General features: G+C 47.7%; 24 protein-coding genes and 1 riboswitch. All 24 genes read left to right on the top strand.

The features are described 5' to 3' along the window. Nucleotides 1–10: 10 nt before the first annotated feature. A complete protein-coding gene (locus tag J2736_RS24075) occupies nt 11–1,078 on the top strand; it encodes an L-threonylcarbamoyladenylate synthase (protein ID WP_310501134.1) in 1,068 nt (355 codons plus the stop codon). Nucleotides 1,079–1,142: 64 nt separating this feature from the next. Continuing rightward, on the top strand, nt 1,143–1,703 hold the full coding sequence (locus J2736_RS24070) for a manganese efflux pump MntP (protein WP_310501133.1): 561 nt from the start codon (nt 1,143–1,145) through the stop codon (nt 1,701–1,703). A 101-nt stretch (nt 1,704–1,804) separates the two neighbouring features. Continuing rightward, nucleotides 1,805–2,377, top strand: coding sequence for a low molecular weight protein arginine phosphatase (locus tag J2736_RS24065; protein ID WP_310501132.1), 573 nt, complete (start codon nt 1,805–1,807; stop codon nt 2,375–2,377). Nucleotides 2,378–2,472: 95 nt separating this feature from the next. Continuing rightward, nucleotides 2,473–2,553: riboswitch (ZMP/ZTP riboswitch) on the top strand. Nucleotides 2,554–2,657: 104 nt separating this feature from the next. Further along, on the top strand, nt 2,658–3,116 hold the full coding sequence (gene rpiB, locus J2736_RS24060) for a ribose 5-phosphate isomerase B (protein ID WP_310501131.1): 459 nt from the start codon (nt 2,658–2,660) through the stop codon (nt 3,114–3,116). Between the two features lie 15 nt (nt 3,117–3,131). Then, nucleotides 3,132–3,743 (top strand): TIGR01440 family protein, encoded by a 612-nt coding sequence (locus tag J2736_RS24055; protein ID WP_310501130.1) that lies wholly within the window; start codon nt 3,132–3,134, stop codon nt 3,741–3,743. A gap of 36 nt (nt 3,744–3,779) precedes the next feature. After that, complete coding sequence (locus J2736_RS24050; protein WP_310501129.1) at nt 3,780–5,030, top strand: serine hydroxymethyltransferase; 1,251 nt, start codon at nt 3,780–3,782, stop codon at nt 5,028–5,030. Between the two features lie 184 nt (nt 5,031–5,214). Continuing rightward, the gene (locus tag J2736_RS24045) at nt 5,215–6,222 is read left to right on the top strand and encodes a glycoside hydrolase family protein (RefSeq protein WP_310501128.1); all 1,008 of its coding nucleotides are present in this window, start codon (nt 5,215–5,217) and stop codon (nt 6,220–6,222) included. After that, nucleotides 6,222–7,940: a family 16 glycosylhydrolase gene (locus J2736_RS24040; RefSeq protein ID WP_310501127.1), complete on the top strand. Its 1,719-nt coding sequence runs from the start codon at nt 6,222–6,224 to the stop codon at nt 7,938–7,940. The genes J2736_RS24045 and J2736_RS24040 overlap by 1 nt, the downstream gene beginning before the upstream one ends. Nucleotides 7,941–8,095: 155 nt before the next feature. Next, nucleotides 8,096–8,998, top strand: coding sequence for an ABC transporter permease (locus tag J2736_RS24035; RefSeq protein ID WP_310501126.1), 903 nt, complete (start codon nt 8,096–8,098; stop codon nt 8,996–8,998). A 15-nt stretch (nt 8,999–9,013) separates the two neighbouring features. Then, nucleotides 9,014–9,886 carry a carbohydrate ABC transporter permease gene (locus tag J2736_RS24030; RefSeq protein WP_310501125.1) on the top strand — a complete coding sequence of 291 codons (873 nt, stop codon included), beginning with the start codon at nt 9,014–9,016 and terminating at the stop codon, nt 9,884–9,886. A gap of 80 nt (nt 9,887–9,966) precedes the next feature. Further along, nucleotides 9,967–11,580 (top strand): type 2 periplasmic-binding domain-containing protein, encoded by a 1,614-nt coding sequence (locus J2736_RS24025; protein WP_310501124.1) that lies wholly within the window; start codon nt 9,967–9,969, stop codon nt 11,578–11,580. A gap of 71 nt (nt 11,581–11,651) precedes the next feature. Further along, a complete protein-coding gene (locus J2736_RS24020; RefSeq protein ID WP_310501123.1) occupies nt 11,652–13,442 on the top strand; it encodes a cache domain-containing sensor histidine kinase in 1,791 nt (596 codons plus the stop codon). Continuing rightward, nucleotides 13,439–15,037, top strand: a complete 1,599-nt coding sequence (locus J2736_RS24015; RefSeq protein ID WP_310501122.1) for a response regulator transcription factor — start codon at nt 13,439–13,441, stop codon at nt 15,035–15,037. Before J2736_RS24020 ends, J2736_RS24015 begins: the two co-directional genes overlap by 4 nt. 16 nt (nt 15,038–15,053) lie before the next feature. Continuing rightward, complete coding sequence (locus tag J2736_RS24010; protein WP_310501121.1) at nt 15,054–18,194, top strand: glycosyl hydrolase; 3,141 nt, start codon at nt 15,054–15,056, stop codon at nt 18,192–18,194. A 190-nt stretch (nt 18,195–18,384) separates the two neighbouring features. Beyond that, nucleotides 18,385–19,014, top strand: coding sequence for a uracil phosphoribosyltransferase (gene upp, locus J2736_RS24005; RefSeq protein ID WP_310501120.1), 630 nt, complete (start codon nt 18,385–18,387; stop codon nt 19,012–19,014). A 153-nt stretch (nt 19,015–19,167) separates the two neighbouring features. Beyond that, a complete protein-coding gene (wecB, locus tag J2736_RS24000; protein WP_310501119.1) occupies nt 19,168–20,304 on the top strand; it encodes a non-hydrolyzing UDP-N-acetylglucosamine 2-epimerase in 1,137 nt (378 codons plus the stop codon). A gap of 222 nt (nt 20,305–20,526) precedes the next feature. Beyond that, nucleotides 20,527–20,748 carry an AtpZ/AtpI family protein gene (locus tag J2736_RS23995; RefSeq protein ID WP_310501118.1) on the top strand — a complete coding sequence of 74 codons (222 nt, stop codon included), beginning with the start codon at nt 20,527–20,529 and terminating at the stop codon, nt 20,746–20,748. Further along, nucleotides 20,745–21,128 carry an ATP synthase subunit I gene (locus J2736_RS23990; protein ID WP_310501117.1) on the top strand — a complete coding sequence of 128 codons (384 nt, stop codon included), beginning with the start codon at nt 20,745–20,747 and terminating at the stop codon, nt 21,126–21,128. The genes J2736_RS23995 and J2736_RS23990 overlap by 4 nt, the downstream gene beginning before the upstream one ends. 37 nt (nt 21,129–21,165) lie before the next feature. Next, nucleotides 21,166–21,873, top strand: coding sequence for a F0F1 ATP synthase subunit A (atpB, locus tag J2736_RS23985; protein ID WP_310501116.1), 708 nt, complete (start codon nt 21,166–21,168; stop codon nt 21,871–21,873). A gap of 78 nt (nt 21,874–21,951) precedes the next feature. Beyond that, nucleotides 21,952–22,176, top strand: coding sequence for a F0F1 ATP synthase subunit C (gene atpE, locus J2736_RS23980; protein ID WP_028556930.1), 225 nt, complete (start codon nt 21,952–21,954; stop codon nt 22,174–22,176). 78 nt (nt 22,177–22,254) lie between these two features. Further along, a complete protein-coding gene (gene atpF / locus J2736_RS23975; protein ID WP_056611682.1) occupies nt 22,255–22,740 on the top strand; it encodes a F0F1 ATP synthase subunit B in 486 nt (161 codons plus the stop codon). Beyond that, complete coding sequence (locus tag J2736_RS23970; protein ID WP_310501115.1) at nt 22,737–23,270, top strand: F0F1 ATP synthase subunit delta; 534 nt, start codon at nt 22,737–22,739, stop codon at nt 23,268–23,270. The genes atpF and J2736_RS23970 overlap by 4 nt, the downstream gene beginning before the upstream one ends. A gap of 32 nt (nt 23,271–23,302) precedes the next feature. Beyond that, nucleotides 23,303–24,817: a F0F1 ATP synthase subunit alpha gene (atpA, locus tag J2736_RS23965; protein WP_310501114.1), complete on the top strand. Its 1,515-nt coding sequence runs from the start codon at nt 23,303–23,305 to the stop codon at nt 24,815–24,817. A 129-nt stretch (nt 24,818–24,946) separates the two neighbouring features. After that, on the top strand, nt 24,947–25,804 hold the full coding sequence (gene atpG / locus J2736_RS23960) for an ATP synthase F1 subunit gamma (RefSeq protein ID WP_310501113.1): 858 nt from the start codon (nt 24,947–24,949) through the stop codon (nt 25,802–25,804). Nucleotides 25,805–25,831 lie beyond the last annotated feature (27 nt).

Below are 25,831 nucleotides of genomic sequence, written 5' to 3'. Positions count from 1 at the left end.
ATGAGAGTTTGTGACAAACTACTGGGACGTGAATCAAGGAGCGATAGGCGCAACAGCGCAGAATATAGCAGAAGCAGCTAAACTTCTGCAGCAAGGTGATACGGTAGCCTTTCCGACCGAAACGGTGTACGGACTTGGAGCGGACGCGACGAATACTACCGCCGTTCTCCAGATTTTCGCTGCAAAAGGGAGGCCCTCTGACAATCCTTTAATCGTACATATTGCTGATGTGAACCAGCTCCCAAGTCTTGTTCAGTCGGATAGTCTTACTACGGATCATCTAGCCCTTATGCAAGCTTTTTGGCCAGGCCCCTTAACCATTGTGCTACCTGTTCTTGCAGGTAGCCTTTCGCCGTTAGTGACGGCGGGTCTGCAAACGGTAGGCATTCGTATACCTAATCATCCGGTTGCCTTACAGTTGCTGCGAGAAACAGGGCTGCCGATAGCGGCGCCAAGTGCGAATAGTTCAGGCAGACCGAGTCCGACCTTAGCCTCGCATGTGCGCGATGATTTGGATGGAAAAATTGGCGGCATTGTGGATGGTGGTGCAACCGGGGTTGGTGTAGAGTCCACGGTTATTCAGCTGGTTGACGGGGAGTTATACATCCTGAGACCGGGCGGCGTGACAGCTGAGCAGCTGCATGTCGTGTTGCCAAAGCTGCCTATTCATGTGTCTGAACCGACAGAAGTAGAGGCTTCGGATACCCCGCGTGCGCCAGGTATGAAGTACACGCATTATGCGCCGAAGGGCTTTATGCACATCGTGCAAGGGGATGATGTTCAGGAAGTCTCGGCATGGATTCAGCAGGATATTGATGCTGCGAAGGCACGAGGAGAGTCGACGGGTATACTTACCTTTGAGGAGAGAGCCGGCGAATACCGTGCAGATCTCATTCTTGCATGCGGTTCTCTTTCCGAACCAGATTCGATTGCTCGGGAGCTTTATGGCGCTCTGCGGACTTTTGATCATCAAGGTATTAGCTATATTGTTGCAGAAGGTGTCCCTGATTCAGGCATTGGCAGCGCGATTATGAATCGACTGCTCAAAGCAGCGGGGCATGAACGGATCCGACTCTAATTAGCATGATTCCCAGTTTGTCCGCATATCTTGAGAAAGAATCGTGGACAAGGGGGATCGTGCTATGCTCGCATCTGGGGTACAAGTTGGGCAACTCATGACAATTGGAATAATGGCGATTGCTTTGGGCCTAGATGCTTTTTCATTAGGAATTGGCATAGGAATGAAGGGCATTCGTCTGTGGGATATTTTGAAAATAAGCATTATCATCGGTCTTTTCCATGTCATCATGCCGCTAACGGGGATGTTTATGGGGCAATATGTTTCCCTCTTATTGGGTAACGTCGCGACGGCCGCGGGGGGATGTTTACTTATTTTGCTTGGAGCCCATATGGTATACAGCTCGGTACGCGGGGAAGAAGCGACGGTCTTTGATCATCGGACACTATGGGGGCTTATCATATTTGCTCTCAGTGTAAGTATAGATTCATTCTCAGTGGGTGTTTCGCTTGGCATGTTTGCTACCGATATTGTGCTCACTGTGCTCGTCTTTGGTTTATTTGGCGGGTTGCTTTCGATAGCAGGCTTGCTATTAGGTAGACGAGTTAGCGGTTGGGTAGGCGAATACGGCGAGGCATTCGGCGGACTTATCTTATTAGGGTTTGGGATCAAGTTTTTACTATGATACAATACGAGTAATCATGGACGGTGCAGCCGTTCATCAATTTCTATATAAACGCACCTCTCTTAAGAGGAGGGTGTAGTCGTTTATTTCGGGAGGATTTCATGTTGCGAATTCTATTTGTCTGTACAGGAAATACGTGCCGCAGTCCGTTAGCTGAAGGTTTGCTGCGTATGAGGGTGCGTCAAGAGGGGCTTGCGGCGGAGGTTCGTTCGGCAGGTGTATCCGCGATGACGGGTGGTCCGATCTCTAGGAATAGCCAATCGCTTCTCCATGAAGCGGGTTTCAAGGAATCGATTAGTTCGCTAGCAATTAGTGATGCAGATGTCGATTGGGCTGATTTGGTCTTGACGATGACGACGGGGCATAAACGTACCGTGATTGGGCGCTTTCCTCATGCGATCGAGAAGACTTATACGCTCAATGAGTATGTAGAGGACGATGATCGAATTCTGAAGGCAATTGAAGAGAGAGAGCAGCTTGCAGCGGAGCTTCAACTTAAACAGGCGCTGTCCCAAACGGTATCTGTCGAAGAAAGAAGTCGTATGTATACGTTGGAAAATACGATTCCCGATTACGATATTTCCGATCCTTATGGCGGATCATTGGCTGATTACCGAAACACCGCTGAAGAAATTAGCCGGAGCTTAGATAAATTGGTAAAAAAGCTGCTTTAACCAAAATCGTTTTTCCAGATTGCACCTTATGTGTTCATGTAGGCTAATAGAACTTTACACATCGCAAGGAATGCGATAAAATACAGGTAACAAGCAAGACTCAATGTAACTGGCGACGAGTGGGAGTAACCACAATGGAGCATTGAGCTATACGGCCGGTCGCCTGGGCAAAAGAGCAACGCGCGTTTTTTAGCGTGTGCGCTCTTTTTTTCGTTTTTGGTGAGCTTTGGGATATAATAGGATGGTCGAATTCGAACAGTCAAAAAGGAGCGTTTTATTCATGAAAATTGCTTTAGGTGCAGATCATGCAGGCTATCGTTTGAAAGATGTTATCATTCCTTTTATTGAATCATTAGGTCATCAAGTGATTGATTTCGGATGCAGCTGCGGCGACTCCGTTGATTATCCAGATTATGCACTTCAAGTTTGCGAAGGAGTCGTTTCTGGAGAAGCAGACAAAGGGATTCTGCTTTGTGGAACAGGCATTGGGATGTCCATTGCTGCCAATAAGGTTCCGGGAATCCGCTGTGCACTTGTGCACGATCTTTTCTCTGCGAAAGCGACACGTGAACATAACGATACGAACGTGCTTGCAATGGGTGAGCGAGTAGTTGGGCCTGGCGTAGCGGAAGAAATCGTCAAAATCTGGTTGGAAACCGAGTTTTCAGAGGGTGTCCGCCATAAGAACCGCATCAATAAAGTGCAGAGCATTGAGGATCGTTTCACAGTACATCCCTAGAAATGAGGATGAATAATGAGTGATTCTATATTTGACCCTATAGCAGCAGCGGAAGCTTTGGAAGCGAACCTACGGGAGCTGGTTACGGTCGGCGGCTTACGTCCCGGCAACATTCTTGTGATCGGTACGAGCACGAGCGAAATTCTCGGGCATCGCATTGGTACATCGGGTACGCTGGATGCGGCTAAGCCGATATTTGAGACGGTGAAGCGTATCTGCAGCGAGTTCGGGCTGTTTGCGGCTTATCAGTGCTGCGAACATTTGAATCGTGCGCTGGTTGTGGAAGATGAGCTTCTGACGATAGCGCCGCAGCTGGAGCCGGTCTCTGTCATTCCCGTACCGAAGGCAGGAGGATCGATGGCCTCTTACGCGTATCGGCATTTCGCAAAAGCCGTCGTGGTGGAGTCGATTGCGGCTCACGCGGCTATCGATATCGGCAGTACGCTGATCGGGATGCACCTGCGCAAAGTGGCTGTGCCTGTCAGGCCGCCTGTTCGCCATATCGGCCAAGCGTACGTTACGATGGCCTTCGCAAGGCCTAAGCTGATCGGCGGCACGAGAGCTGTCTACTCCGCCGATCTAGCGGAGCAACTCTATCAACAAGCTGCACCTGATGCAGATTGCTAATTGTATTTTAAAGACTATCCTTAGGAGGAATTCCAGATGACAAACTTTTTGAGCAAGCAAGATCCGAAAATCGTAGAAGCGATGAACCTTGAGCTAGGCCGTCAACGCGACAAAATTGAGCTAATTGCTTCCGAGAACATCGTGAGCCAAGCCGTTCTTGAAGCTATGGGTACTGTACTTACGAACAAATATGCAGAAGGCTACCCAGGCAAAAGATACTACGGTGGCTGTGAGTACGTAGACATCGTGGAAGACATCGCTCGTGATCGCGCGAAAGAGCTTTTCGGTGCTGAGCACGCGAACGTTCAACCGCACTCCGGTGCACAAGCAAACATGGCTGTTTACTTAGCAGCTCTAAACCCAGGCGACACGGTTCTTGGTATGAACCTTGCGCATGGTGGTCACTTAACGCACGGTAGCCCGGTTAATGCTTCCGGTATCCTTTACAACTTCGTCGCTTACGGCGTAAGCGAAAAAGATTTCCGCATCGACTATGATGATGTTCGTAAAGCAGCTTTCAAACACAAGCCTCGTATGTTAGTTGCAGGTGCAAGTGCATACCCGCGTACGATTGATTTCGAAGCATTGGCTTCCATCGCTAACGATGTAGGCGCATTGTTCTTCGTGGATATGGCGCATATCGCTGGTCTAGTTGCAGCTGGCTTGCACCCGAACCCAGTGCCGCACGCACATTTTGTAACGACTACAACACACAAAACGCTTCGCGGTCCTCGCGGCGGTATGATTCTTACGAAAAAAGCTTGGGCTGCAGCGATCGATAAAGCCGTATTCCCTGGTTCCCAAGGTGGACCTTTGATGCATACCATTGCAGCTAAAGCTGTTTCCTTCGGCGAAGCTCTTCAACCGGATTTCAAAGTGTACGGTCAAAATGTCATCAACAACGCACAAGCATTGGCAACAGCTCTTACAGCTGAAGGCATCAACCTTGTTTCTGGCGGTACAGACAACCACTTGATGTTGGTTGACTTGCGTAACCTGAACATCTCTGGTAAAGACGCTGAGCACGTGCTTGATGAAATCGGTATTACAGCGAACAAAAACGCAATTCCTTTCGACCCAACTAGCCCGTTCGTAACAAGTGGTATCCGTTTGGGTACACCGGCTGTTACTTCCCGTGGTATGGACGAAGAAGCAATGAAAACTATCGCAAAAGTTATCGGTCTTACATTGAAAAACCCGAAAGACGAAGCTACACTTGCGAAAGCGCGTGGCATGGTCTCCGATCTAACGGCACAATTCCCGCTTTACCCAGGTTTGACTTACTAATAGCAATTTGAAGGGGCCAGCTCATTAGAGCTGGCCTTTTTTTTCTTTCTGCCGAAACCCACCACGAACTACACATCCCAAAACTTCAAACCATCTTACGAAAATATGAAACTTTTCCGAGCAGCAGAGCCCTTACACTATTTCTGTACGAATGTATACCCTTACAGAGCTAGGAGAGGTGAACATGAATTTTCAGGAGATGCTTCGGCCTGTGCCGGCTGAGGCGAAGTTTGAGCTTGCAGGATGGCATGTTTGGTGTGGTTCGATGACACGAGATGCGGAGGGGAGGTATTACTTGTTTTATTCACGTTGGCCTGAGCAGGTGGGGTTTGAGTCTTGGGCCACGCATTCCGAAATTGCCTATGCGGTTGCGGATAATCCATTAGGTCCGTTCCACCATGTTGATACGATTTGGACCAATAGAGATGGCGCAGCGAGCTGGGATAGGGATGTAGCACACAATCCAGCCATTTTGCATCACGGTAATCGTTATTACCTGTATTACATGGAGACGCATGGCCCTGACTTTGATTTCGACTATCCTGCCGATGAGGCAACATGGTGGGCGTATCGTAACCATCAACGTATTGGAGTTGCTGTCGCTGACCATCCTGCAGGACCATGGACGCGCGGGACTGCTCCTGTACTCGATGTTTCCCCAGAAAAGTGGGATGGTCTCATGACGAGCAACCCTACCGTGTGCGAGACCACGGACGGCCGTGTTCTAATGATGTACAAAGGTGTGGCCGAGGGCCCTCCACCGAAGGGTGGAGCGGTTAACGCAGGCGTTGCTTTTGCCGATCATCCGCTGGGACCGTTTCGCAAGCAGCCAGAACCCACGGTAACGAACCCCACGAACGATTGGGCGGTAGAGGACCCTTATGTATGGTGTAAGGGGGACGGCTACTACGCGCTGATGAAGGATTTTCAAGGTTATTTTACGAAGTCGGAACGCGGCTCTGTCGCTTTATTTGAATCATCAGACGGCATCGTGTGGCAGCCATCGCGGCATGTGCTCGCATTCGATCTTCAAATTCCCTGGGCACATCAGGTTGCACAATCCGTTCTTAGATTGGAACGCCCCCAGCTATGGTTCGATGAGAGTGGGAAGCCTGCCGTCTTACTCTGCGCCGTACTTGAACGGGAGGGAAGCCGCTCGTATAACATCCGAATTCCATTAGGAGGAGATTAATGGTGAATTTGAAATGGCTTAGTCCACTTCGCACTTGTATAGTCAATCCGCTCCGGACGGTATTACCCGTATGTTTGTTGGCCACAGCGACACTCTCTACAGTTTTACCTGATCCAGTTTCAGCAGCGGCACCAGCAGGTTACACGTTATATTACGCTGATGAATTTAACGATACAGTGATCAATGAGGATGACTGGATGTACCGTGATGCGGGTCCCTATTCACTAGGCTACAACCGGAAAGAGAACGTGCGTGAATCTGGCGGCTCTTTGCACATTGATTTTAAGCGTGAGCAAATTAATGGTACGTGGTACAACACCTGCGGCGGTATAGTTTCGAAGAAACTGTTCGGCTATGGCTATTACGAGACGAGAGCTAAGCTGTTTAATAGCACCACAGGGCTGCATTCTTCCTTCTGGAGCATGGGGCTCAGCAATCATATTGCCGCGAACAATATAACTGGCTTGACGGCCGAAATTGCTGCGGGGAATTTACCTTTTTATAATCAGGCTACGGAGATTGACGGTTTTGAACATGACTCCGCTAACGGCTACTACGATACAGGCACTATCACGTATATTCCGGGTTACGGCTCGCCTCGTCAGCATGTGAATGTTACACCAGATGCGTGGCACATCTATGGGTACGAATGGACGCCGACGGCGATTAAATTCTATCTGGACGGTACACTCGTCAACACGATTAATACCGTTACGACACCGATGCCTTTTGCGCCAGCCAATTTTTGGCTAACGGCACTAGGCTATAGAACGGTTTCGGATTACACGAAGCTGCCAGGTGAAAGTGAGTTTGATTACTTCCGTTTTTACGCGAAGAGCTACCCGGCTGCGAACCTGCTTGGTAATCCTCAGATGGAGTTTACGGTAAAAGACACATCCAAAGGATATACCGATCAAGATACGCCAAACTGGATCGAGACGTACGATAAAGACGCCAGCTTTATGACCACGACAGATGCACATACCGGAACACGTTCCTTGAAGCATGCGAAGGGGAGCAATTATCTAGTTACGACGAAGCAGAATCTGAACGGGATTGCGAACGATACCTACCAGCTCAGCGCGTGGGTGAAGAGTTCTGGCGGTCAGGCACAGGCTCAGATGCGTGTGCTGAATTACGGTGGAACGGAGATGAACATCACGGTCCCCACAACCAGCACGTGGACTCAAATCACGTTGAATAATATCCCCGTGACCAATGGTCAGGCAACGATTGCCTTTACCTCTAATGCAAACTCGTCCCAGTGGATGCTCGTTGATGATGTGATTTTTAGCGAAGTATCCGCTACAACGGTGTATGAAGCAGAGTCCTTACCTGTAACTACGTCTACGGGGGATTCGCAAACGAATTACAATGATGCTGTTACTGGCAAGTCGTTCAACAATCTCAACGGCAATGGCGTTGGCGATTACGTGCAATACACGGTAAATGTACCACAGACAGGAACGTATACGGTGTACGTGGGAAATCGCAGTGCATTCAACAAAGGCATATATCAGCTTGCCGTTAACGGCACTAATCTGGGTTCGACGGTAGACCAGTATGCTGCTACTTCTGGTTATATGGAGTCTAACTTAGGTACGGTGGCGATCAGTACAACTGGTAATCAGACGTTTCGATTCACCGTAACGGGCAAGAATACATCTGCTAGCACATATCAACTTGCTTACGATTACATCACACTCGTCAAAAATTGATCCATCAAAGCCGTCTCTCATCCGAGAGGCGGTTTCGTATTTCCCGAAGATTTCCGAAGATTTTAGACCTTCTGCCAAAGATATCAAAAGGATTGCTCCTTTTGTGACGCTACAATAAAAGTATAACCAACAGAGAGAGAGAGGAGAGGCAGCTCATGCATCGATCGATGATCCTGCTGCGAAGATACGGTGTGATGTATGCCCTATTAATTCCGGGCTTACTGTACTTTGCGGTATTTAAATATGTGCCGATGGTGTACATCGCCGCTGCATTTAAGAACTACAATGTCCTGCAAGGACTCTGGGAAAGCCCGTGGGTTGGCTGGCAGAACTTTCAGCTATTTTTCGATGGTGTGTATGTTAAACAGATTATTGGAAATACCATTCTGATTTCGTTTTACAAGCTCGTCTTTTCATTTCCAGCACCAATTATTCTAGCCTTAATGCTCAATGCCGTTACGTCAACGGGGTTCAAAAGGACCATTCAGACCCTAACTTACCTGCCTCATTTTCTATCATGGGTCATTATTTACGGGTTGCTGGTGGCGTTCCTCGCACCTGGAACAGGACTCGTTAACCAATTGTTAACCGCCTTTCATTTGGACCGCATATCCTTCTTAACCGAGTCCGGTCTGATCCGGTCGCTTATCGTCACAACGGATATCTGGCAGTCAGTCGGCTGGGGAGCCATCATTTACCTGGCAGCGCTCACAGGCATCGATCCAAGCCTTTACGAAGCAGCAACAATGGATGGTGCGTCTCAATCCCGTCAGTTATGGCATATTACCCTTCCGGGTATTCGCAATGTTATTATCCTCATGCTCGTGCTGCGGCTCAGCGCCATTCTTGATGTTGGCTTTGATCAAATCTTCATTATGCTCAATCCCCTTAATCAAGAGAAGGCCGATGTTATCGAGACATGGGTGTATCGGGTCGGTTTACAAGAGGGACGTATTGGACTTGCTACCGCTGTCGGGTTGTTTAAATCAGTAATCGGCTTCGTGCTAGTACTTGGTGCGAATCGGATTGCCAAAAAATTCGACGGACAAATCTGGTAGAAGGAGGAATCATCCATGCGTCACATGACCACCGGCGACCGACTCGCCCAAGGCGTTAATTATTTGCTGCTATCCCTGCTCGCCGCTTCCTGCGTACTGCCATTCCTGTATGTCATCAGCGTCTCACTGACACCGATATCTGAGTTCATTAAGAAAGATGGCTTGGTCATCATCCCGACACACACCACATTGACTGCGTACCGAGAGATCATGCAAGGGGGCAGATTATTCGATGCCTACCAAGTTACCCTTTTTCGTGTCATTGTCGGTACGTTGTTGAACTTAGTGTTCACCGTCATTACAGCACTTCCGCTCTCGCGCAAAGCGTTGCCTGGCCGAAGTCCGTTCCTGCTTTTTATCGTATTCACCATGCTGTTCAACGGCGGTATTATTCCAGGATACTTGCTTGTGAAAAATATAGGACTGCTCGACTCCGAATGGTCACTCATCATTCCAGGCTTGATTAATGCGTTCTATCTCATGATCGTAAAAAGCTTTTTTGAACAGCTGCCAGAAGCCATTGACGAAGCTGCTCGAATCGATGGAGCGGGTGAGATCTCCATTCTGGTACGCATCGTAATCCCATTGTCTGTACCGATTATCGCGACGATTGGCCTTTTCTACGCCGTGTGGCACTGGAACAGCTATTTCGACGCTCTCCTCTACATCAACATGCCAGAGAATCAACCTGTCCAGCTATTTCTAAGGCAAATTCTACTCGCGTCTGTGGCGATTAGTGGTGACGCAGCTGAAGCAGCGAACTCGGTGAACCCCATTTCGGTCCAGATGGCGTCTGTTGCCATTACAACGTTACCGATTTTGGTTGTGTATCCATTCATCCAGAAGCATTTTACCCGAGGTGTACTGCTTGGCTCTGTGAAAGGATAATAGGGGGCCAAATTCACGATGATATCTAGAGGAAACTCTCGGATATAGCATGTATAATAGACTAAAGGGAGAGGTTCAAGATGAAAAAGAATCACGCAAGTGCGTTGCTTAGTATGACTGTAATCCTAGGGGTTGTTGCTTCAGGTTGCAGCAAGGCTGAGAATACAGCTTCACCAAGTGCGAGCGTTGCCCCCTCAACTGGAGCTGTGCAATCGGCTAAGCCGGTGGAAGCTGATAAGAAGTACAAAGTAAGCTTTTACAATACGATCGGCTATCGTTTGACGACGCCAATGCCAGCAAAAGAGCAGGATCCGATTCGTCAGATGATCGAGAAAGACAACAACATGGATCTCGATATGATCATGGGCGGCGAGAACTGGAAAGATAAGCTCAACCTGCTGATCTCCTCCAATCAGATTCCCGATATCGTCTCTTTCCCAGATCGTGCTTCCGCGATTAAATATTACGATCAAGGCTTGCTCGCCGATCTCGATGACTTGTTGAAGGAGTTCCCTGAGCTTCCGAAAGCATTTGACCCTTCGCGCCTCGAGCCTATGAAATATAAAGGCCATACGATTGGTTTACCAGCTTCCGAAGCCGTTGGCGGTGTAAATGGTTGGTGGATCAACAATACGTGGCTCAAAAAGTTGAACTTGTCGGTTCCAACGAATCCACAAGAATTGCTCAATGTTATGAAAGCGTTCACTTTCAACGATCCAGACGGTAATGGCAAGAACGATACGTATGGTTACGTCGCGATGCTGCCAAAGGATGGCTCATTGGGTTATAGCACGAGTGGTGCACAAGGTTTCCAACAGATTTTCTGGATGTACGGTGTGCAACCTAACTTTGTAGATGTCAAAGATGGTAAGGTTGTTGTCTACAACACCGACGCGAAAACAAAGGAAGCGCTAACGTTCATTAAAGAAATGATCGATGCGAAAGTTGTTGACCCTGACTGGGTAACGATCGACGATGGACTCAAACGTGATAATAAAATGTACCAAGGCAAGGTTGGTATCATGATCGAAGACTGGCGTCGTTTGGAGCCTGCGGAAACGAAGAAAATGCAGGACGCCGGAGGCAGCATACCAGATTGGAAGCAAATCGCACCGCCAAAAGGACCGTATGGCGATCAAATTCTTGACGTAAAGCCGTTCCAACAGTCACTCATTGGACTTTCGAAGGAAGCAATGAAAGATGCTGGCAAAGCGAAGCGTGCCATGCAGTTCATTCAATATCTCTACACCAATAAGGATGCTTATCCGTTCTTAGCTTACGGCATAAAGGACAAATCATTTACCGTAACGAATGGCACTCCGAAGTTGATCGATAGATCTACGTACAACGAGAAGGAAATTGAGTGGCGCTATAACTACGCTTTCGTTCGCAAAGCGACGGACGGCGTGTACTTCGACTTCCAGAAGCCTGATATCACGAACGCGAATCAGAAGATTAACACAAGTTACTTGAAGGATAACAATGTAAATCCACGTGTTTTTGACGATCCAGCAGACCCGATGTCGCAAGATCGCCTGAAATATGCGAATGAAATGATGCTCAAATTCGTAACCGGCAAAGAGCCTTTAACTAACTGGGATACGTTCGTGAAGACGCTGCAGGACAAATTTAAGCTGAACGATGCGATTGCGAATTATACGAAGCAGCTGCAAGGTGACGGTGTTATAAAATAATTGTAGTGGGGAAAAGGGGAGAAGACTCCTCTTTTTCCACATTCAACAACTTAGCAACGAGAGGTGCGCACATGCGAGATTGGATCAAGAGATGGTTCCACAATATATCATTCCGACTGTTTCTGGTCTGTTTCGTCTTCGTGCTCAGCTCGGAGGCTATTCTAAGCGGCTTATCCTACCGTTATATTAAAAATGAAATTACGTCGAGTCAGCTTAACCAAGCTACACAGTTGCTGCATAAGGAAGAGGAATATATCGATTTGTATTTTCTTCTTGTGCAAAATACGATCGGTCAACTCTCCACTTCAGCAGCTTCGTGGCGTAATGATCTGACGGCTGCGCAGGCTGCTCTAGAGAATGCCTACCGGGAGAACTCGGTCATGCTAACAGACGTGTACGTGATTCGCAAGGATTTGTCCATTCTGGGTGGAAACCCTGTAACGAAGGTCATTAATGACCCAAGGGATGATCGTGATCCGCTATACAAAATGGCCTACAGTAACGCTTACGGTGCCGTGACGGTTAGTCAACCTTACCAGAATTTCTTCTCTGGTTGGACAGTCACCTTCACCAAAGCGATTACGATAGCCGGTGAACCTATGGCTGTGGCTGTAGATTTAAATCTAACTGCGATGCAGGAGCGATTGCAAAAAGTTGGCGGTGGCAGCAACGATCTGCAACTCGGCATTATGGACAAAGAGGGACGTGTCATTCTGGAGCCAGCTGGCAGCCGTTTGTTCAGTATTGTCGATCACCGTCTACGTTTTGACGATCGCGATGGTCGGGAACTTGTGGAGTCCAAGGATGATGTCTTTAACGAACATATGAATGGAAATGCCGTGACCATTATGAAGAGCATTAATCCGCGTACCAAATGGATTGTCTTTGCTTTCTATGACGGAACGACGCTGCAAACTTCGCTCAAGCGGATGGAGACCTTTTTCATTGGCCTGTTGCTGCTTGGCTTCTTGCTTAGCGTGCTGACGGCTGGTTTCGTAGCTCGCATGATTCGAACACCGGTGTATTATCTGATTCGAAAAATTAATCAAGTCGGTCACGGAGACTTGAACGTTAGCATATCGAGCGTACGCCGTGATGAATTCGGCAAGCTGGCTGAAACATTCGATGATATGCTGCGCCAAATCAGAACCTTAATTGAACACGTGAACCATGGTGAGCGCAAGAAGAAAGAGTTAGAGATTCAAGTGCTGCAATCACAAATTAATCCTCATTTTCTTTACAACACGCTAGGTTCTATTTCAAATGTGGTCGCGTTTGAGCGCTATTCTGAGGTAGACAACATCATTGAAGCACTGATTTCGATTCTCGAATACGGCATCACCGAGTTCTCAGACCGGGTCAATTTGGAGCAGGAATTGCGGAATGTGAAGGATTATTTATATATACAGAAGATTCGATACGATAGTGAATTTGAGCTAATGGAAGACATCGATCCGTTAGCCCTGCAGCTTCCTGTTCTTCGCATGGCGCTTCAGCCGATTGTGGAGAATAGTATTTTTCACGGATATGCCGGAGGTCGTAAACCAGGAGCGATTCAATTGTCAGCTATTCGTCGGGATGGAAATCTCATTATTGAGGTAAAGGACGAAGGGATTGGCATGACGCCTGATAAGACAATTGAGTTACTGCTAGAGGATCCAGCGGGGAAAAATTATAATCATCGGAAGCGAATTGGTTTATACAACATTCATCAACGAATCCGTTTGAACTACGGGGAGCCTTATGGGCTAAGCGTGAGGAGTGAGCCAGGACGTGGAACTTGTGTAACACTGACATTCCCAGATGACACCGTGCAAGAGAACAAGAAGCATGAGGAACGGGACAGGGGGGAAGCGCAATGAGAGAGGTAACCTGCCTCATTGTGGATGATGAGCCGCCGATGGTAAAGCGATTAGAGACCTATTTCGAACGATGGGCGGAGCGGCGGATGCCATTCCGACTTGTTGGTCGTGCCTATTCGGGCGCCGAAGCTTTGGAGAGGGCAGATGAACTTCGTCCTGATCTCATTATCACAGATATCGTGATGCCTGGCATGGACGGGATTGAACTCGTTCGTCAGCTTCGGGAACGTCTGCCTGGTGTGGAGGTCATCATCCTAAGCGCCTACTCTGACTTTGCCTATGCGAAACAAGCCATTGCCATGGGAGTGTTTGAATATTTAGTCAAGGTGCCATTACGCGAAGAAGACGTACACACCGCCTTGTCCAAAGCGCGTGATAATGTCATCGCTCGCGAGGAGAAAGAAAGGCGCTTGCAAAGTCTTAGCGGATCAGTGAAAGAGAATTCGTATCGTCTGCGTAAGCATCTGTTTGAGGAGCTGCTGCGTGGTGAGGTGTCGGATTCCGTCATGGATCGCCGCAGCGCAGAACTAGTGCCGAGTTTCGAGCCGCGGCAGTATGGTTGCTTTGCTCTGCGGTTTGATAATTATGACGTATTCTGCTCGGAATATTCACCAGCTGACCGTAACATGCTCAAGTATGGCATGTTAAATATAATTGAAGAAGTACTGCGGGAAAAAGGGAGCTGTTTTGCTTGTGAGCTACAGCAAGGTGTCATCGTGGCTTTAGCTGCAATTCAAGCAGGCAGCGAACAATCGTTCGACCGGAACTGCTACGAGCTTGGGGAAAGCATCCGTGACGCTATTAAAACCTATTTACGGATATCTGTTTCGATAGGTGTGAGCCGGATGTATAACGGCTGGGGGCAGGCTGCGAAAGCCTATGAGGAGGCAAAAGGTGCGCTCGCGGACACCTTCTATGCTAGCTTTGGCTCCGTGGTTACACCAAATCGCAGGCTAGCTTACACGGAGAGCGACTGGCGTGAGCTTTCAGAACGCTTCGAGCATACGCTTGAGCGATCAAGCTCCAAGTCAGGAGGCGAAGTGATTGTGCCTCTGCTTCATGTGCTGCACAGCCACCGCGTTATCCCTGGCAAGCTGCTGGGCTATGTGGATGGCTGGTACGCACGGCTTCGCCAGAGGCTGTTGTCGACAGCGAATGGGGATGCCGCCGAGGTGGTAACCTTTGCGGACTGTACGCATCTGCATCAGCTGGTTGATCAGCTGCGAATAGAGTGGGAACGGCTGCATGCCCAAGTAGAAGGAAGCGGGCTGCGCGCCGAGATGGTAAAGGCGATGCGTTTCGTTGAGGATCATCTAAAGGAATCGATTTCGCTCAGCGTCGTAGCTGAGCATATTCATTTGAATCCTTCGTATGTGAGCGAGCTTTTCAAGAAAGAATTAGGGATTAATTTCACGGATTACGTCTCCAAGCGTAGGATTGAGCGGGCCATCGAGCTGCTGCGTAAGCGTGATTATTCCAACTTAGAACTTGCCGAGGCAGTTGGCGTTCATAATGAGAAGTATTTTTGTACCTTGTTCAAAAAAATAACCGGAACCTCTCCGCAGAAGTTTGTCGCGGCAAGCGGGAGAGATTGACGAGGAGAGAGATGCTTTGCTATCCAAGAAAGCTCGAAATCAGTTGGAAGAATCTATTTTTCATAATCCGCCTGCTACCTATCGAAGCACACCTTTCTGGTCATGGAACGATAAGCTGGAGCCTGAGGAACTTCGTAGGCAAATTGGCGAGATGAAACGTGCAGGGTTAGGCGGTTTCTTCATGCATACCAGACAGGGGCTGCTAACTCCTTATATGGGTGAGGAGTTTCTAGATGCGATTGAGGTATCAGCGGATGAGGCTAAAGCTCAAGGACTAGAAGCTTGGTGTTACGATGAGAATGGATGGCCTAGTGGAACAGCGAATGGGGTTGTGCCGGCATTAGGGGCCTCTTATCAGCAAAAGTCGCTGGAGGGTATCCCAGTTAAGAAAGAGAATGCCTTACACCAGATGGAAGTACTTCGACAGGATCCCGACTTTATGTACCTGCTGGTTCGATTAGCAAACGAGCAGCAGTGGCGAGTGCAAGAGACGGACGGCGATATTGAAAATTGGGATGAAGGTCTGGCCGTCATGTGCCGAGTGAATCCTTATTATATTGATATCCTTTCTATTCAAGCGATGGATGCCTTTCTGCAGGCGTGCCATGAGGTTTATTTCCAGCGTCTAGGTGACAGGTTCGGTGAGGGCACTATGCCCGGCATATTTACAGATGAGTTTAAGTTCTCTGGCATTCCATGGTCGGTTGATCTTGATCAGGCGTATTCGTTACGTTATGGGCAGTCCATTACCAATGCTATCGGTTGGTTGCTTACAGAAGTACATGAGTCTGAAATGGAAGCGGCATACCTAGCACGTTATCAGTTTTGGAATCTGGTGAGCGAACGTTTTCGAACGTCTGTTCGTTTGGTTGCAGACTGGTGTGAAGCACATGGCTGGCAGCTGACAGGTCATTTCATGGGTGAAGATACCCTCATGGACCAAATGCAGTACACGGCAGGAGTCATGCCGCTGTATGAGCGAATGCATATGCCAGGTATTGATATGCTGGGTCGTACGCCGCGCAGCGTGATTTTGCCTAAGCAGGCGGCTTCGGTAGCGCGGCAGTTGGATAAACCGTTCGTGATTACTGAAACCTTCGGTTGCTGTGGCTGGAACTTGAGTTTCCGTGAGATGAAAAGGATCGCCGAATGGCAGTTTGTCCTAGGTGTGAATCGACTATGCCCACATCTGCAATCGTATTCGATTCGAGGGGTTCGCAAGCGGGACTACCCACCATCTCTGTATGTTCAGCAACCCTGGTGGGACGTGTACAGCCAGTTTAATCATTATTTTGCTAGGCTTACGTATTTGTTGACTCTTGGGAAGGCCGTTCCAGGTATTCTTGTGCTGCATCCGATTCGGTCGGCATGGCTGCTGCAAAGTATGAAAGATAAAAGTAACGTGGAACAATTGCAGAACCGCATGGATGCATTAGCGGAAGAATTATTAGCGCTTCAGCGTGATTTCGATTACGGCGATGAAGCGTTGATGCGAGACTATGGGCGTATTTTAGACGGGATGTTACAGGTCGGTTCCCAACAATACGCAACGGTCATTGTGAGTGATGTGCTAACGTTAGAGGCTTCAACCTTTGAACTGCTGAAATCGTTCGTAGAAGCGGGAGGAAAGGTTATATTAGTGGGAGAAGCCCCTCATTATCTGGAGGGCAAACGGAGCGAGACACTAGCATCTTGGTTTATGAGCGATCGTGTGGTTCATATTGCGGAGTTGAAGGGTTTGGCCGAGCAAGTGCAGGTTCGCAGTGATTGGCTGCTGGGAGAGGATACGTCGCAAGAAGCTTTACGAAAGCTTTATGTACAGGAGCGGCGTTTGCCTGGTGTGACATTGCTGTATGTTGTGCATACGGGAAATACCGGGACGGTCGAGTTGAACATTCCTGCGTCAGATCGGCGAGTATGGATGGAGATGGATTTGGAAAATGGGGAAAAAGGCGAAGCTGACGCACGCACACTGTCGTCAAGCTTGAAGCTAGCGCCTGGTGACTCCAAGATCTTTGCGGTTTGGGACAGTGAGACTGTAACGGAAGCAGTTCCAGCTTCAGCTACACCATCTTCCATTGAGAAGACATTATCAGTTGTTGAAGTAAATATGGAATCTCCGTGGGACTATCAGCTGTCAGCACCCAATGCGTTAACTTTAGACTATGCTATCTATCGTTTAGATGGAGGCGAGTGGTCAGCTCTAACGTATGTGCTGAATATCCAAGAGCATTGTATCGCGCTGAAACGGCCTGTGCATATCGAGTTGGCGTTTACTTTCGATACAGATGCGGCGCTGATGCAGGTCACTGATCGTTCACTATGGAGGCTGGCGATTGAACGTCCTGAGCATTGGAAGCTGGAGGTTAACGGACAGCTTATCCAAGCCAACAGTGCTGACGGTTGGTTAGGTGGGGATCGCAGCTTCCCTACGCTGAAGATCGGTGACTATGTGCGAGAGGGACGTAATGATATCCACATGTCAGGAACCTTTTACTGCAACGAAGAGGTGTATCGATTCTTCGGTGTGGCCGGTGCCAACTTGGCCCCGATTCGCAATAAGCTCACATTCGACGTTGAGATCGAAAGTGTGTATGTGCTAGGTCCCTTCGCTGTGCAACCGCACAGGGGCTGGGAGCATGCGGAACGCGAGGCAATATGGACGGAAGGTCCGTTCACTTTGACTATTCCGCCGAAGCAACTGTCTCTGACGGATGTCACGACGCAAGGATTGCTCTTCTATGCAGGGGGCATCCGTGCTGCAAAAAGCATTACTTTACCCGAGTATGTGCTTAGACGTATACGCGAAGGGAGCAGGCTTGTCCTCCAGTGGGACGCTATGCGCTGTCCAGCTGTGCATATTACAGTCAATCAAGGAACCACGCATACGATTCTTTGGGGAGCCCAGCAACTGGATCTTACAGCGGAAATATCGGAAGCCACCGTGCAGCTTCACATAGAATTGCTGACCAGTGGACGTAACACGTTTGGCCCTCATCATCATCTGAAGGGTGAGGTAACCTTCGTCGGACCTACTAGCTTTACCGATAAAATCGGGTGGGTTGACGCAGGGGCCGACCAAATCTGGACGGATCGCTATTGTTTTGTCAGCTTCGGGCTGACCGGTGTTCAGTTATTGCTAATTGACGCCAGCTAAACCTTACTTCTATACCCTCGTGAGTGTGCATTCTCCGATTGGAGAGTGCGACTTATGAGGGTTCTTTGCCATGATTTTATAACCAAAGCAAAACCGTGCATATTGTTGGTTCTATAGCAGATAAGTTGGATAACATATGATATAATGGACGAGGTTTGCCTGACCTACAAGCTTAATTTAGGAGGAATTTATGGGTAAAGTACATATTTGCGATCATCCGCTTATCCAGCATAAGCTTACTTATATTCGGGATGAGAACACGACAACGAAGGATTTTAGAGCGCTTGTCGATGAAGTTGCTACATTAATGGTTTATGAAATTACAAGGGATCTCCCGCTGCAGCAAGTGCAAGTGAAAACGCCAGTCACAACAGCAGATTGCCACGTTATCTCAGGCAGAATGTTGGGGTTAATCCCTATTTTGCGAGCGGGTTTAGGTATGGTTGACGGTGTGTTAAAGCTGATGCCAGCTGCTAAAGTTGGACATGTTGGCCTCTATCGTGATCCGGATACACTTCAGCCCGTAGAATACTATGTGAAGCTGCCTACGGATGTTTTGGAGCGGGATTTATTAGTTATTGATCCTATGCTTGCTACCGGTGGATCTGCCAACGCAGCGATTGAAGTGCTGAAACGCAGAGGCTGTACACGTATTAAGCTCATGTGTCTCATCGCTGCACCTGAGGGCGTAGCTTCCGTTCAAAAAGAACACCCAGACGTTGATATTTACGTCGCAGCTGTCGATGATCATTTGAATGATCATGGCTATATCGTGCCAGGTCTCGGGGATGCAGGGGATCGTCTGTACGGCACTGATTAATTTTTTTGAACAAAAGTAAAGCTTACGAAGTCAGTTTTCCTGTAAGAAAACTTAAGCTCATATTTACGAGCTTCGTTTTCTTTAACAGAAACGTTAAGTTAACGCTTACGAAGATAGCTTTCCTACGGAAAGCTCTAAGGGGAGAAGAAACCGATGAAACGTCTAAAAGTGATTACGATCTTCGGAACAAGACCTGAAGCTATCAAAATGGCTCCGCTCATTCTCGAGTTGGAAAAGCATCCTGAGCAGATTGAGTCTCTGGTATGCGTAACTGCACAGCATCGTCAGATGTTGGACCAAGTGCTTGATATTTTTAAAATCACACCTGACTTTGACCTTAATGTTATGAAGGATCGCCAAACATTAAATGAGATTACCATGCGTGTGCTGCAAGGACTAGAGCCTGTGTTCAAAGAGGCGAAGCCGGATCTCATTCTTGTTCACGGTGATACACTAACAACGTTCCTGGCAAGCTATGCGGCATTTATGCAACAGATACAAGTAGGACACGTGGAAGCGGGTCTTCGGACGTGGAACAAATTGTCGCCATATCCAGAGGAAATGAACCGTCAATTAACGGGCGTTCTTGCAGACCTTCATTTTGCGCCTACACAACAATCCGCAGATAACCTGCGCAAAGAAAATAAATCAGAGTCCCAGATCTATGTGACCGGGAATACGGCTATTGATGTATTTAAGTACACGGTGCAGGAGAAATTCGAGCATCCTGTTCTTGAATGGGCGGCAGGCCGCAAGCTGATCTTGATGACAGCGCATCGCCGTGAGGCTCAAGGTGAGCCGCATCGTCAAATATTCCGCGCCGTGAAACGTATCGCTGATGAGTTTGAGGACATTGCAATCGTTTACCCGGTTCATCCGAACCCGGTGGTTCTCGAACCTGCCCATGAAATTCTAGGCAATCATCCACGCATTAAATTGATCGATCCGCTTGACGTTTTCGAACTGCATAACTTCTATCCATATACGTATATGATTCTGACGGACTCTGGCGGCCTTCAAGAAGAGGCGCCAACCTTTGGTGTCCCAGCTCTCGTTCTTCGTGATACGACAGAGCGTCCAGAAGGTATTCAAGCGGGTACATTAGAGCTAGTTGGCACGGATGAAGAAGTGGTCTATACGCGCGCCAAGGCGTTGCTAACAGATGCAGATCAGTACAATAAAATGAGCCAAGCTGCGAACCCTTACGGAGACGGAAAAGCGTCGGAACGCATCGTTCAAGCGATTCTTCATCACTTCGGTAGGACGACTGAACGCCCGGAATCTTTCTAACCGTGACAAAATCATGACAAACGCTACAGCGTACAGTTGAACTGTTCGGTTTAAAAAAGCGCAAACCCTAGAGCCACAAGGCTCTAAGGAGTTTTGTGAGATGTGACAAATGAAGTTCCGTCAATTGACAAAGTTAGCATGGCTTCGATACAATGAATGAGGATTCGTAGGAGTGAGCTACGAGACGCGTTTTCCCATGTGGAAAACACCCAGGAGGGTGCAATGAAACGGCCAAATTCCAATGATAATCCTTGGCGGGCAGTAGCGTTAACTAGTGCAATTGGCATAGACCTTGTCGTATGTTTGGCAGCCGGATATTTCTTCGGTGATTGGTTGAGTGGTGTACTAGGTGGACAGATCTGGTTGTTAGTCGGATTTTTACTTGGGCTTGTAACCGGCATCATGAGCATTTACTTGATGATTAAGCGGTACGGAGGGCTATGATGGACGACTTTTCAGCCACTCTGAAAACGGTTCAAAACGTATTTCTTTTCTTTTTATCCTTTTGTTTGGCTGCATGGGCGCTTCTTGTCGATTACCGGGTTTACGTTGCAGGGATAATGCTTGGAGCATGTGCGAGCATGATTAATGCGAGGTTCTTAGCTTGGAAGATTAACAAGCTGGCAGCAGCTGCGATAGAGCAGTCAGGGCGCAAGGTAACCCTTGGCTTCTTGACAAGGGCAGCAGTCGCTGGGTTTGTTGGGTTGATTGCCGTCAGGTATCCCGAACATGTTGCATTAACCACGACGATTGTTGGATACTTTTTTGCTCAATTGGCAACACTCGTATTGGGTATTCTTTCTATTAAGAAGTCTAAGAAGTAATTCCACGATGTAACTTCAACGGATGAAAGGGGTGAAAATGGAAAATATGGAACATCACGCGCCAATATATAATTGGTTTGGTATTGATTTCGATGCATCAGCGTTACTGATGATCGGGATTACCACAGTTATCGTGCTAATTCTTGCAATTGCAGGAGCGAGCCGAGCATCCGTAACAAATCCTTCGAAACTTCAAAACTTCATGGAATGGACGATTGAGTTCGTAGAAGGCATTATTGGAAGCACGATCGGTTCCAAGCATGGCAAAGGATTTATTGCACTTGGTCTTACGCTCATTATGTATATCTTTATCGGCAACATGCTCGGCCTTCCTTTCTCAATCGTGACGGAAGATCATGTATCTTGGTGGAAATCACCAACAGCTGATATCGCAGTTACAGGAGCACTAACAGTCGTTGTTATCGTGCTAAGTCACTACTTAGGGATTACTCGTAACACGAAGCATTACTTCGCGCATTATTTTGAGTTCAAAGGGGCAATGTTGATCCTTCATTTAATTGAAGTTGTATCGAAGCCACTTACGCTTGCGTTCCGTCTTTACGGTAACATTTATGCAGGTGAAATCATGATATCTGTCATTATTGGAGCAGGTTGGTTTGGAATTGCGCCTCTCTTCGTATGGCAGGGCTTCAGTGTGTTCGTAGGTGCGATTCAAGCCTTCGTATTCACGATGCTAACCATGGTTTATATCTCACAAACATTGATTCATGAAGAAAAGCACTAAGCATTAGACTTACCTCGGGAAGTCTCGAGTCACTTATAAAACAACAAAAACCTAAGAGTTTAAGGGAGGATTTTATCAATGGGAGCAATAGCATTAGTAGCAGCAGGTATCGTATTCGGTTTGGGAGCACTAGGTGCAGGTATTGGTAACGGTTTGATCGTAGGTCGTGCTTTGGAAGGTATTTCTCGTCAACCAGAACTTCGTGGTACGCTTCAAACAACAATGTTTATCGGGGTAGGTCTAGTTGAGGCAATGCCGGTCGTTGCATTGGTTCTTGCGTTCATCTTTATGGGAAAAGCTTAAGAAACCGTTTGGCGTTGATGGCCGAAGTTGCCACCACGCCTTCGTTTTGCCCATGTTATCAGAAGGGAGTGACGTTACTTGCATATTGAATGGTCCACATTTTGGATACAACTTGTCGCGTTTTTAATTTTATATTTGTTGCTTTCTAAATTTGCGTTCGGTCCTCTGTTCGGCATGATGGAGAAACGCAGACAATTGGTAAAAGATCAAATTCAAACAGCTGAAACTAGCCGTAAACAGGCAGAGCAACTGTTGGAGGAACAAAAGCAAGCGCTGCAACAAACTCGTAAGGAAGCTTACGACATCATTGAGCAAGCGAAGCACACAGGCTCCAAGCAAGCTGATGATATTATTCATGCAGCTAGTGCAGAAGCAAACCGTCTGAAAGACGAAGCGCTTAAAGATATCGAAAATGAGAAGAACAAAGCGGTTGCCGCTCTTCGCAGCCAAGTTGGCGCGATGTCCGTTCTAATCGCATCCAAAATTATTGAGAAACAAATCGACGAAAAGTCACAAGAAGAACTTGTTGAGCATTACCTCAAAGAGGTAGGAGGCAACGTATGAGTGACATCGTCGTAGCGAAGCGTTATGCCAAAGCTTTATTCGAAGTAGCGAAGGAAAAGAATATCATTTCCCAAGTTGAAGATGAGCTTAAATCTGTAGCTAGTGCGATTAGGGATAATGCAGACTTGCAGAAGTTCCTGAACCATCCGAACATCGGGAATACCGTCAAGACGGACCTGCTGAAGCAGATTTTCGAGGGCAATGTTTCCGAACCGGTGTGGAACACGCTGCTGGTCTTGATTGATAAAGGTAGACAATCCATTCTAGATACCTTAGTGCTTGATTATGCCAAGGTTGCGAATGAAGCACTCGGACAAGCGAGCGCAATCGTTACTTCCGCGTTCGAATTGTCGGATGCTCAGCAAGCGGAGATTGCCTCACATTTTAGTAAAGTAACAGGTAAAACGATTCGTGTTTCGTCCGTAGTTGAGCCTAAGCTGCTCGGCGGTGTACAAGTACGTATCGGTGATCGTTTATATGATGGAAGCTTGGCAGGCAAGTTGGGCCGTTTAGCCAAAGCGTTAGTTTAACACAAGCACTGTAAGAATAGGGGTGAAGTTCGTTGAGTATCAAACCTGAAGAAATCAGCTCATTGATTAAGCAACAGATTGCAAACTATAATTCCGATATCCAAGTGGTTGATGTAGGTACAGTCATTCAAGTTGGTGATGGTATCGCTCGTGCTCACGGCTTGGAAAGCGTTATGGCAGGCGAGCTGCTTGAGTTTCCAAGTGGCGTTCTAGGCTATGCCTTTAACCTTGAGGAAAGCAACGTAGGTATCGTTATTCTCGGACCTTACAAAGATATTCGTGAAGGCGACCAAGTTAAACGTACTGGCCGTATCATGGAAATTCCTGTAGGTGATGCACTACTAGGCCGTGTTGTTAACCCATTGGGTCAACCAGTCGATGGTAGAGGTCCAATTGAAACAACTGGATTCCGTCCAATCGAATCCCCAGCACCAGGCGTTATGGCCCGTAAATCGGTACATGAGCCAATGCAAACAGGGATCAAAGCGATTGACGCAATGGTACCAGTAGGCCGTGGACAACGTGAGTTGCTCATCGGTGACCGTCAAACAGGTAAAACAGCGATCGCTATCGACGCGATCATCAACCAAAAAGGTAATGGCGTAAAATGTATTTATGTTGCTATCGGTCAAAAGCAATCCACTGTCGTAGGTGTTGTTGAAACACTTCGTCACGCTGGCGCTTTGGACTACACAATCGTTGTAACAGCTTCTGCTTCTGAGCCTTCACCAATGCTTTGGTTGGCTCCGTATGCAGGTTGCGCAATGGGTGAGTACTTCATGTACAAAGGCGAGCACGTGTTGATCGTCTATGATGACTTGTCCAAACAAGCAGCTGCTTACCGTGAGTTGTCCCTCTTGCTTCGTCGTCCACCGGGTCGTGAAGCTTATCCAGGGGATGTTTTCTACTTGCACTCCCGTCTTCTAGAGCGTGCTGCGAAATTGAATGATGAGCTAGGTGGCGGTTCCATGACGGCACTTCCTTTCATTGAAACACAAGCAGGCGATATCTCGGCATACATTCCTACGAACGTAATTTCGATTACGGACGGACAAATCTTCTTAGAATCCGACTTGTTCTACTCAGGTCAGCGTCCAGCGGTTAACGTTGGTAACTCTGTATCCCGTGTAGGGGGCTCTGCACAAACGAAAGCGATGAAAAAAGTTGCGGGTACACTTCGTGTTGACTTGGCACAATATCGCGAACTTGCTGCATTTGCTGCATTCGGATCTGACTTGGATAAAGCAACTCAAGCGCGTTTGGACCGTGGTGTTCGTACGCTTGAAATTTTGAAACAAGGTGTTCACCAACCGATGTCACTGGAGAAGCAAGTTGCTTCCCTTTACACAGTTGTTAAAGGACACGTGGATGATCTTCCAGTTCAAGACGTTACACGTTTTGAAGGTCAATTCTTGGCTTACTTGGAATCCAACCGTCCAGAAATTCTACACAGCATTCGCGATACGAAGGACATCACTCCGGATAACGATAAAGCGCTAGTAGAAGCAATTGGTCAATTCAAAAAGAGCTTCGCAGCTTCTGTATAAATCATGATGGTAGAGCTTCCTGCCCACAGTGAAGCTCTACCTACCGTGTTAATCCTGGGCAGGCTGATCGCCTGAATTCAGGTCTTCGAATGAAGGCTTTTCTAAGCCTCAAAAGAGAGGTGAGCAGGTATGGCAAAAGGAATGCGCGAGATTAAGCGCCAAATCAAGTCCACACAAAACACGAAACAAATTACGAGAGCGATGGAAATGGTCTCTGCAGCGAATTTGAGACGAGCACAACGTTCTGCGGAAGCAGCACGTCCTTACTCCGATAAGTTGAAAGAAGTCGTTCAAAGCATTGCAGCTGGAAGCAAAGGGATCAAACACCCGATGTTACAGTCACGCGAAGTGAAGAAGACAGGCTATTTAGTAATCACCTCGGATCGTGGATTGGCTGGAGGCTACAACGCTAACGTGTTGCGGAAGGTCATGACCGAGATTCGTGAAAACCATAAATCAACAGCTGAATATTCGATTTTTGTAATCGGACGTAAGGGTAGTAATTTTTTCCGCAAACGGAATATGCCAATTGTAGAGGAAGTTACAGGTGTTCCGGATTCACCGAAATTCGCGGACATTAAATCTGTCGCATCAGCAGCAGTAAAGAACTTCGAAAATGGAACGTATGACCAGTTGTTCTTGGTATATAACCAATTCAAAAATGCTATTACCCAAATTCCAACTATGATCCGCCTGCTTCCTATGGAAGAAGTTACTGGCGTGGCTGCTGCTAGCTATGAGTATGAGCCATCACCAGAAGGTGTTCTAGAAGTATTACTGCCTAAATATGCAGAAACGCTTATTTACAGTGCTGTACTGGAAGGTAAAGCGAGTGAGTTTGGTGCGAGAATGACAGCGATGAACTCCGCTACGAAGAATGCAACCAAAATGATCAGCAGCTACACATTAGCTTACAACCGTGCGCGTCAAGCCTCGATTACCCAAGAAATATCGGAGATCGTTGCTGGAGCGAACGCGAACGCATAACAATAAAGCTTCTACGGAAGCAAAGCT

It is taken from the genome of Paenibacillus qinlingensis (assembly GCF_031455095.1).
Lineage (GTDB): Bacteria > Bacillota > Bacilli > Paenibacillales > NBRC-103111 > Paenibacillus_E > Paenibacillus_E qinlingensis_A.
Note: the sequence above shows the minus strand (reverse complement) of the source record. Positions and strands in the feature narration are given on the sequence as shown.

Bases quoted from the DNA above. Each gene is read 5' to 3' on its own strand.
- J2736_RS24070 (WP_310501133.1), top strand. From the start codon at position 1,143: ATGCTCGCATCTGGGGTACAAGTTGGGCAACTCATGACAATTGGAATA.
- J2736_RS24065 (WP_310501132.1), top strand. From the start codon at position 1,805: ATGTTGCGAATTCTATTTGTCTGTACAGGAAATACGTGCCGCAGTCCG.
- rpiB (WP_310501131.1), top strand. From the start codon at position 2,658: ATGAAAATTGCTTTAGGTGCAGATCATGCAGGCTATCGTTTGAAAGAT.
- J2736_RS24055 (WP_310501130.1), top strand. From the start codon at position 3,132: ATGAGTGATTCTATATTTGACCCTATAGCAGCAGCGGAAGCTTTGGAA.
- J2736_RS24050 (WP_310501129.1), top strand. From the start codon at position 3,780: ATGACAAACTTTTTGAGCAAGCAAGATCCGAAAATCGTAGAAGCGATG.
- J2736_RS24045 (WP_310501128.1), top strand. From the start codon at position 5,215: ATGAATTTTCAGGAGATGCTTCGGCCTGTGCCGGCTGAGGCGAAGTTT.
- J2736_RS24040 (WP_310501127.1), top strand. From the start codon at position 6,222: ATGGTGAATTTGAAATGGCTTAGTCCACTTCGCACTTGTATAGTCAAT.
- J2736_RS24035 (WP_310501126.1), top strand. From the start codon at position 8,096: ATGCATCGATCGATGATCCTGCTGCGAAGATACGGTGTGATGTATGCC.
- J2736_RS24030 (WP_310501125.1), top strand. From the start codon at position 9,014: ATGCGTCACATGACCACCGGCGACCGACTCGCCCAAGGCGTTAATTAT.
- J2736_RS24025 (WP_310501124.1), top strand. From the start codon at position 9,967: ATGAAAAAGAATCACGCAAGTGCGTTGCTTAGTATGACTGTAATCCTA.
- J2736_RS24020 (WP_310501123.1), top strand. From the start codon at position 11,652: ATGCGAGATTGGATCAAGAGATGGTTCCACAATATATCATTCCGACTG.
- J2736_RS24015 (WP_310501122.1), top strand. From the start codon at position 13,439: ATGAGAGAGGTAACCTGCCTCATTGTGGATGATGAGCCGCCGATGGTA.
- upp (WP_310501120.1), top strand. From the start codon at position 18,385: ATGGGTAAAGTACATATTTGCGATCATCCGCTTATCCAGCATAAGCTT.
- wecB (WP_310501119.1), top strand. From the start codon at position 19,168: ATGAAACGTCTAAAAGTGATTACGATCTTCGGAACAAGACCTGAAGCT.
- J2736_RS23995 (WP_310501118.1), top strand. From the start codon at position 20,527: ATGAAACGGCCAAATTCCAATGATAATCCTTGGCGGGCAGTAGCGTTA.
- J2736_RS23990 (WP_310501117.1), top strand. From the start codon at position 20,745: ATGATGGACGACTTTTCAGCCACTCTGAAAACGGTTCAAAACGTATTT.
- atpB (WP_310501116.1), top strand. From the start codon at position 21,166: ATGGAAAATATGGAACATCACGCGCCAATATATAATTGGTTTGGTATT.
- atpE (WP_028556930.1), top strand. From the start codon at position 21,952: ATGGGAGCAATAGCATTAGTAGCAGCAGGTATCGTATTCGGTTTGGGA.
- J2736_RS23970 (WP_310501115.1), top strand. From the start codon at position 22,737: ATGAGTGACATCGTCGTAGCGAAGCGTTATGCCAAAGCTTTATTCGAA.
- atpG (WP_310501113.1), top strand. From the start codon at position 24,947: ATGGCAAAAGGAATGCGCGAGATTAAGCGCCAAATCAAGTCCACACAA.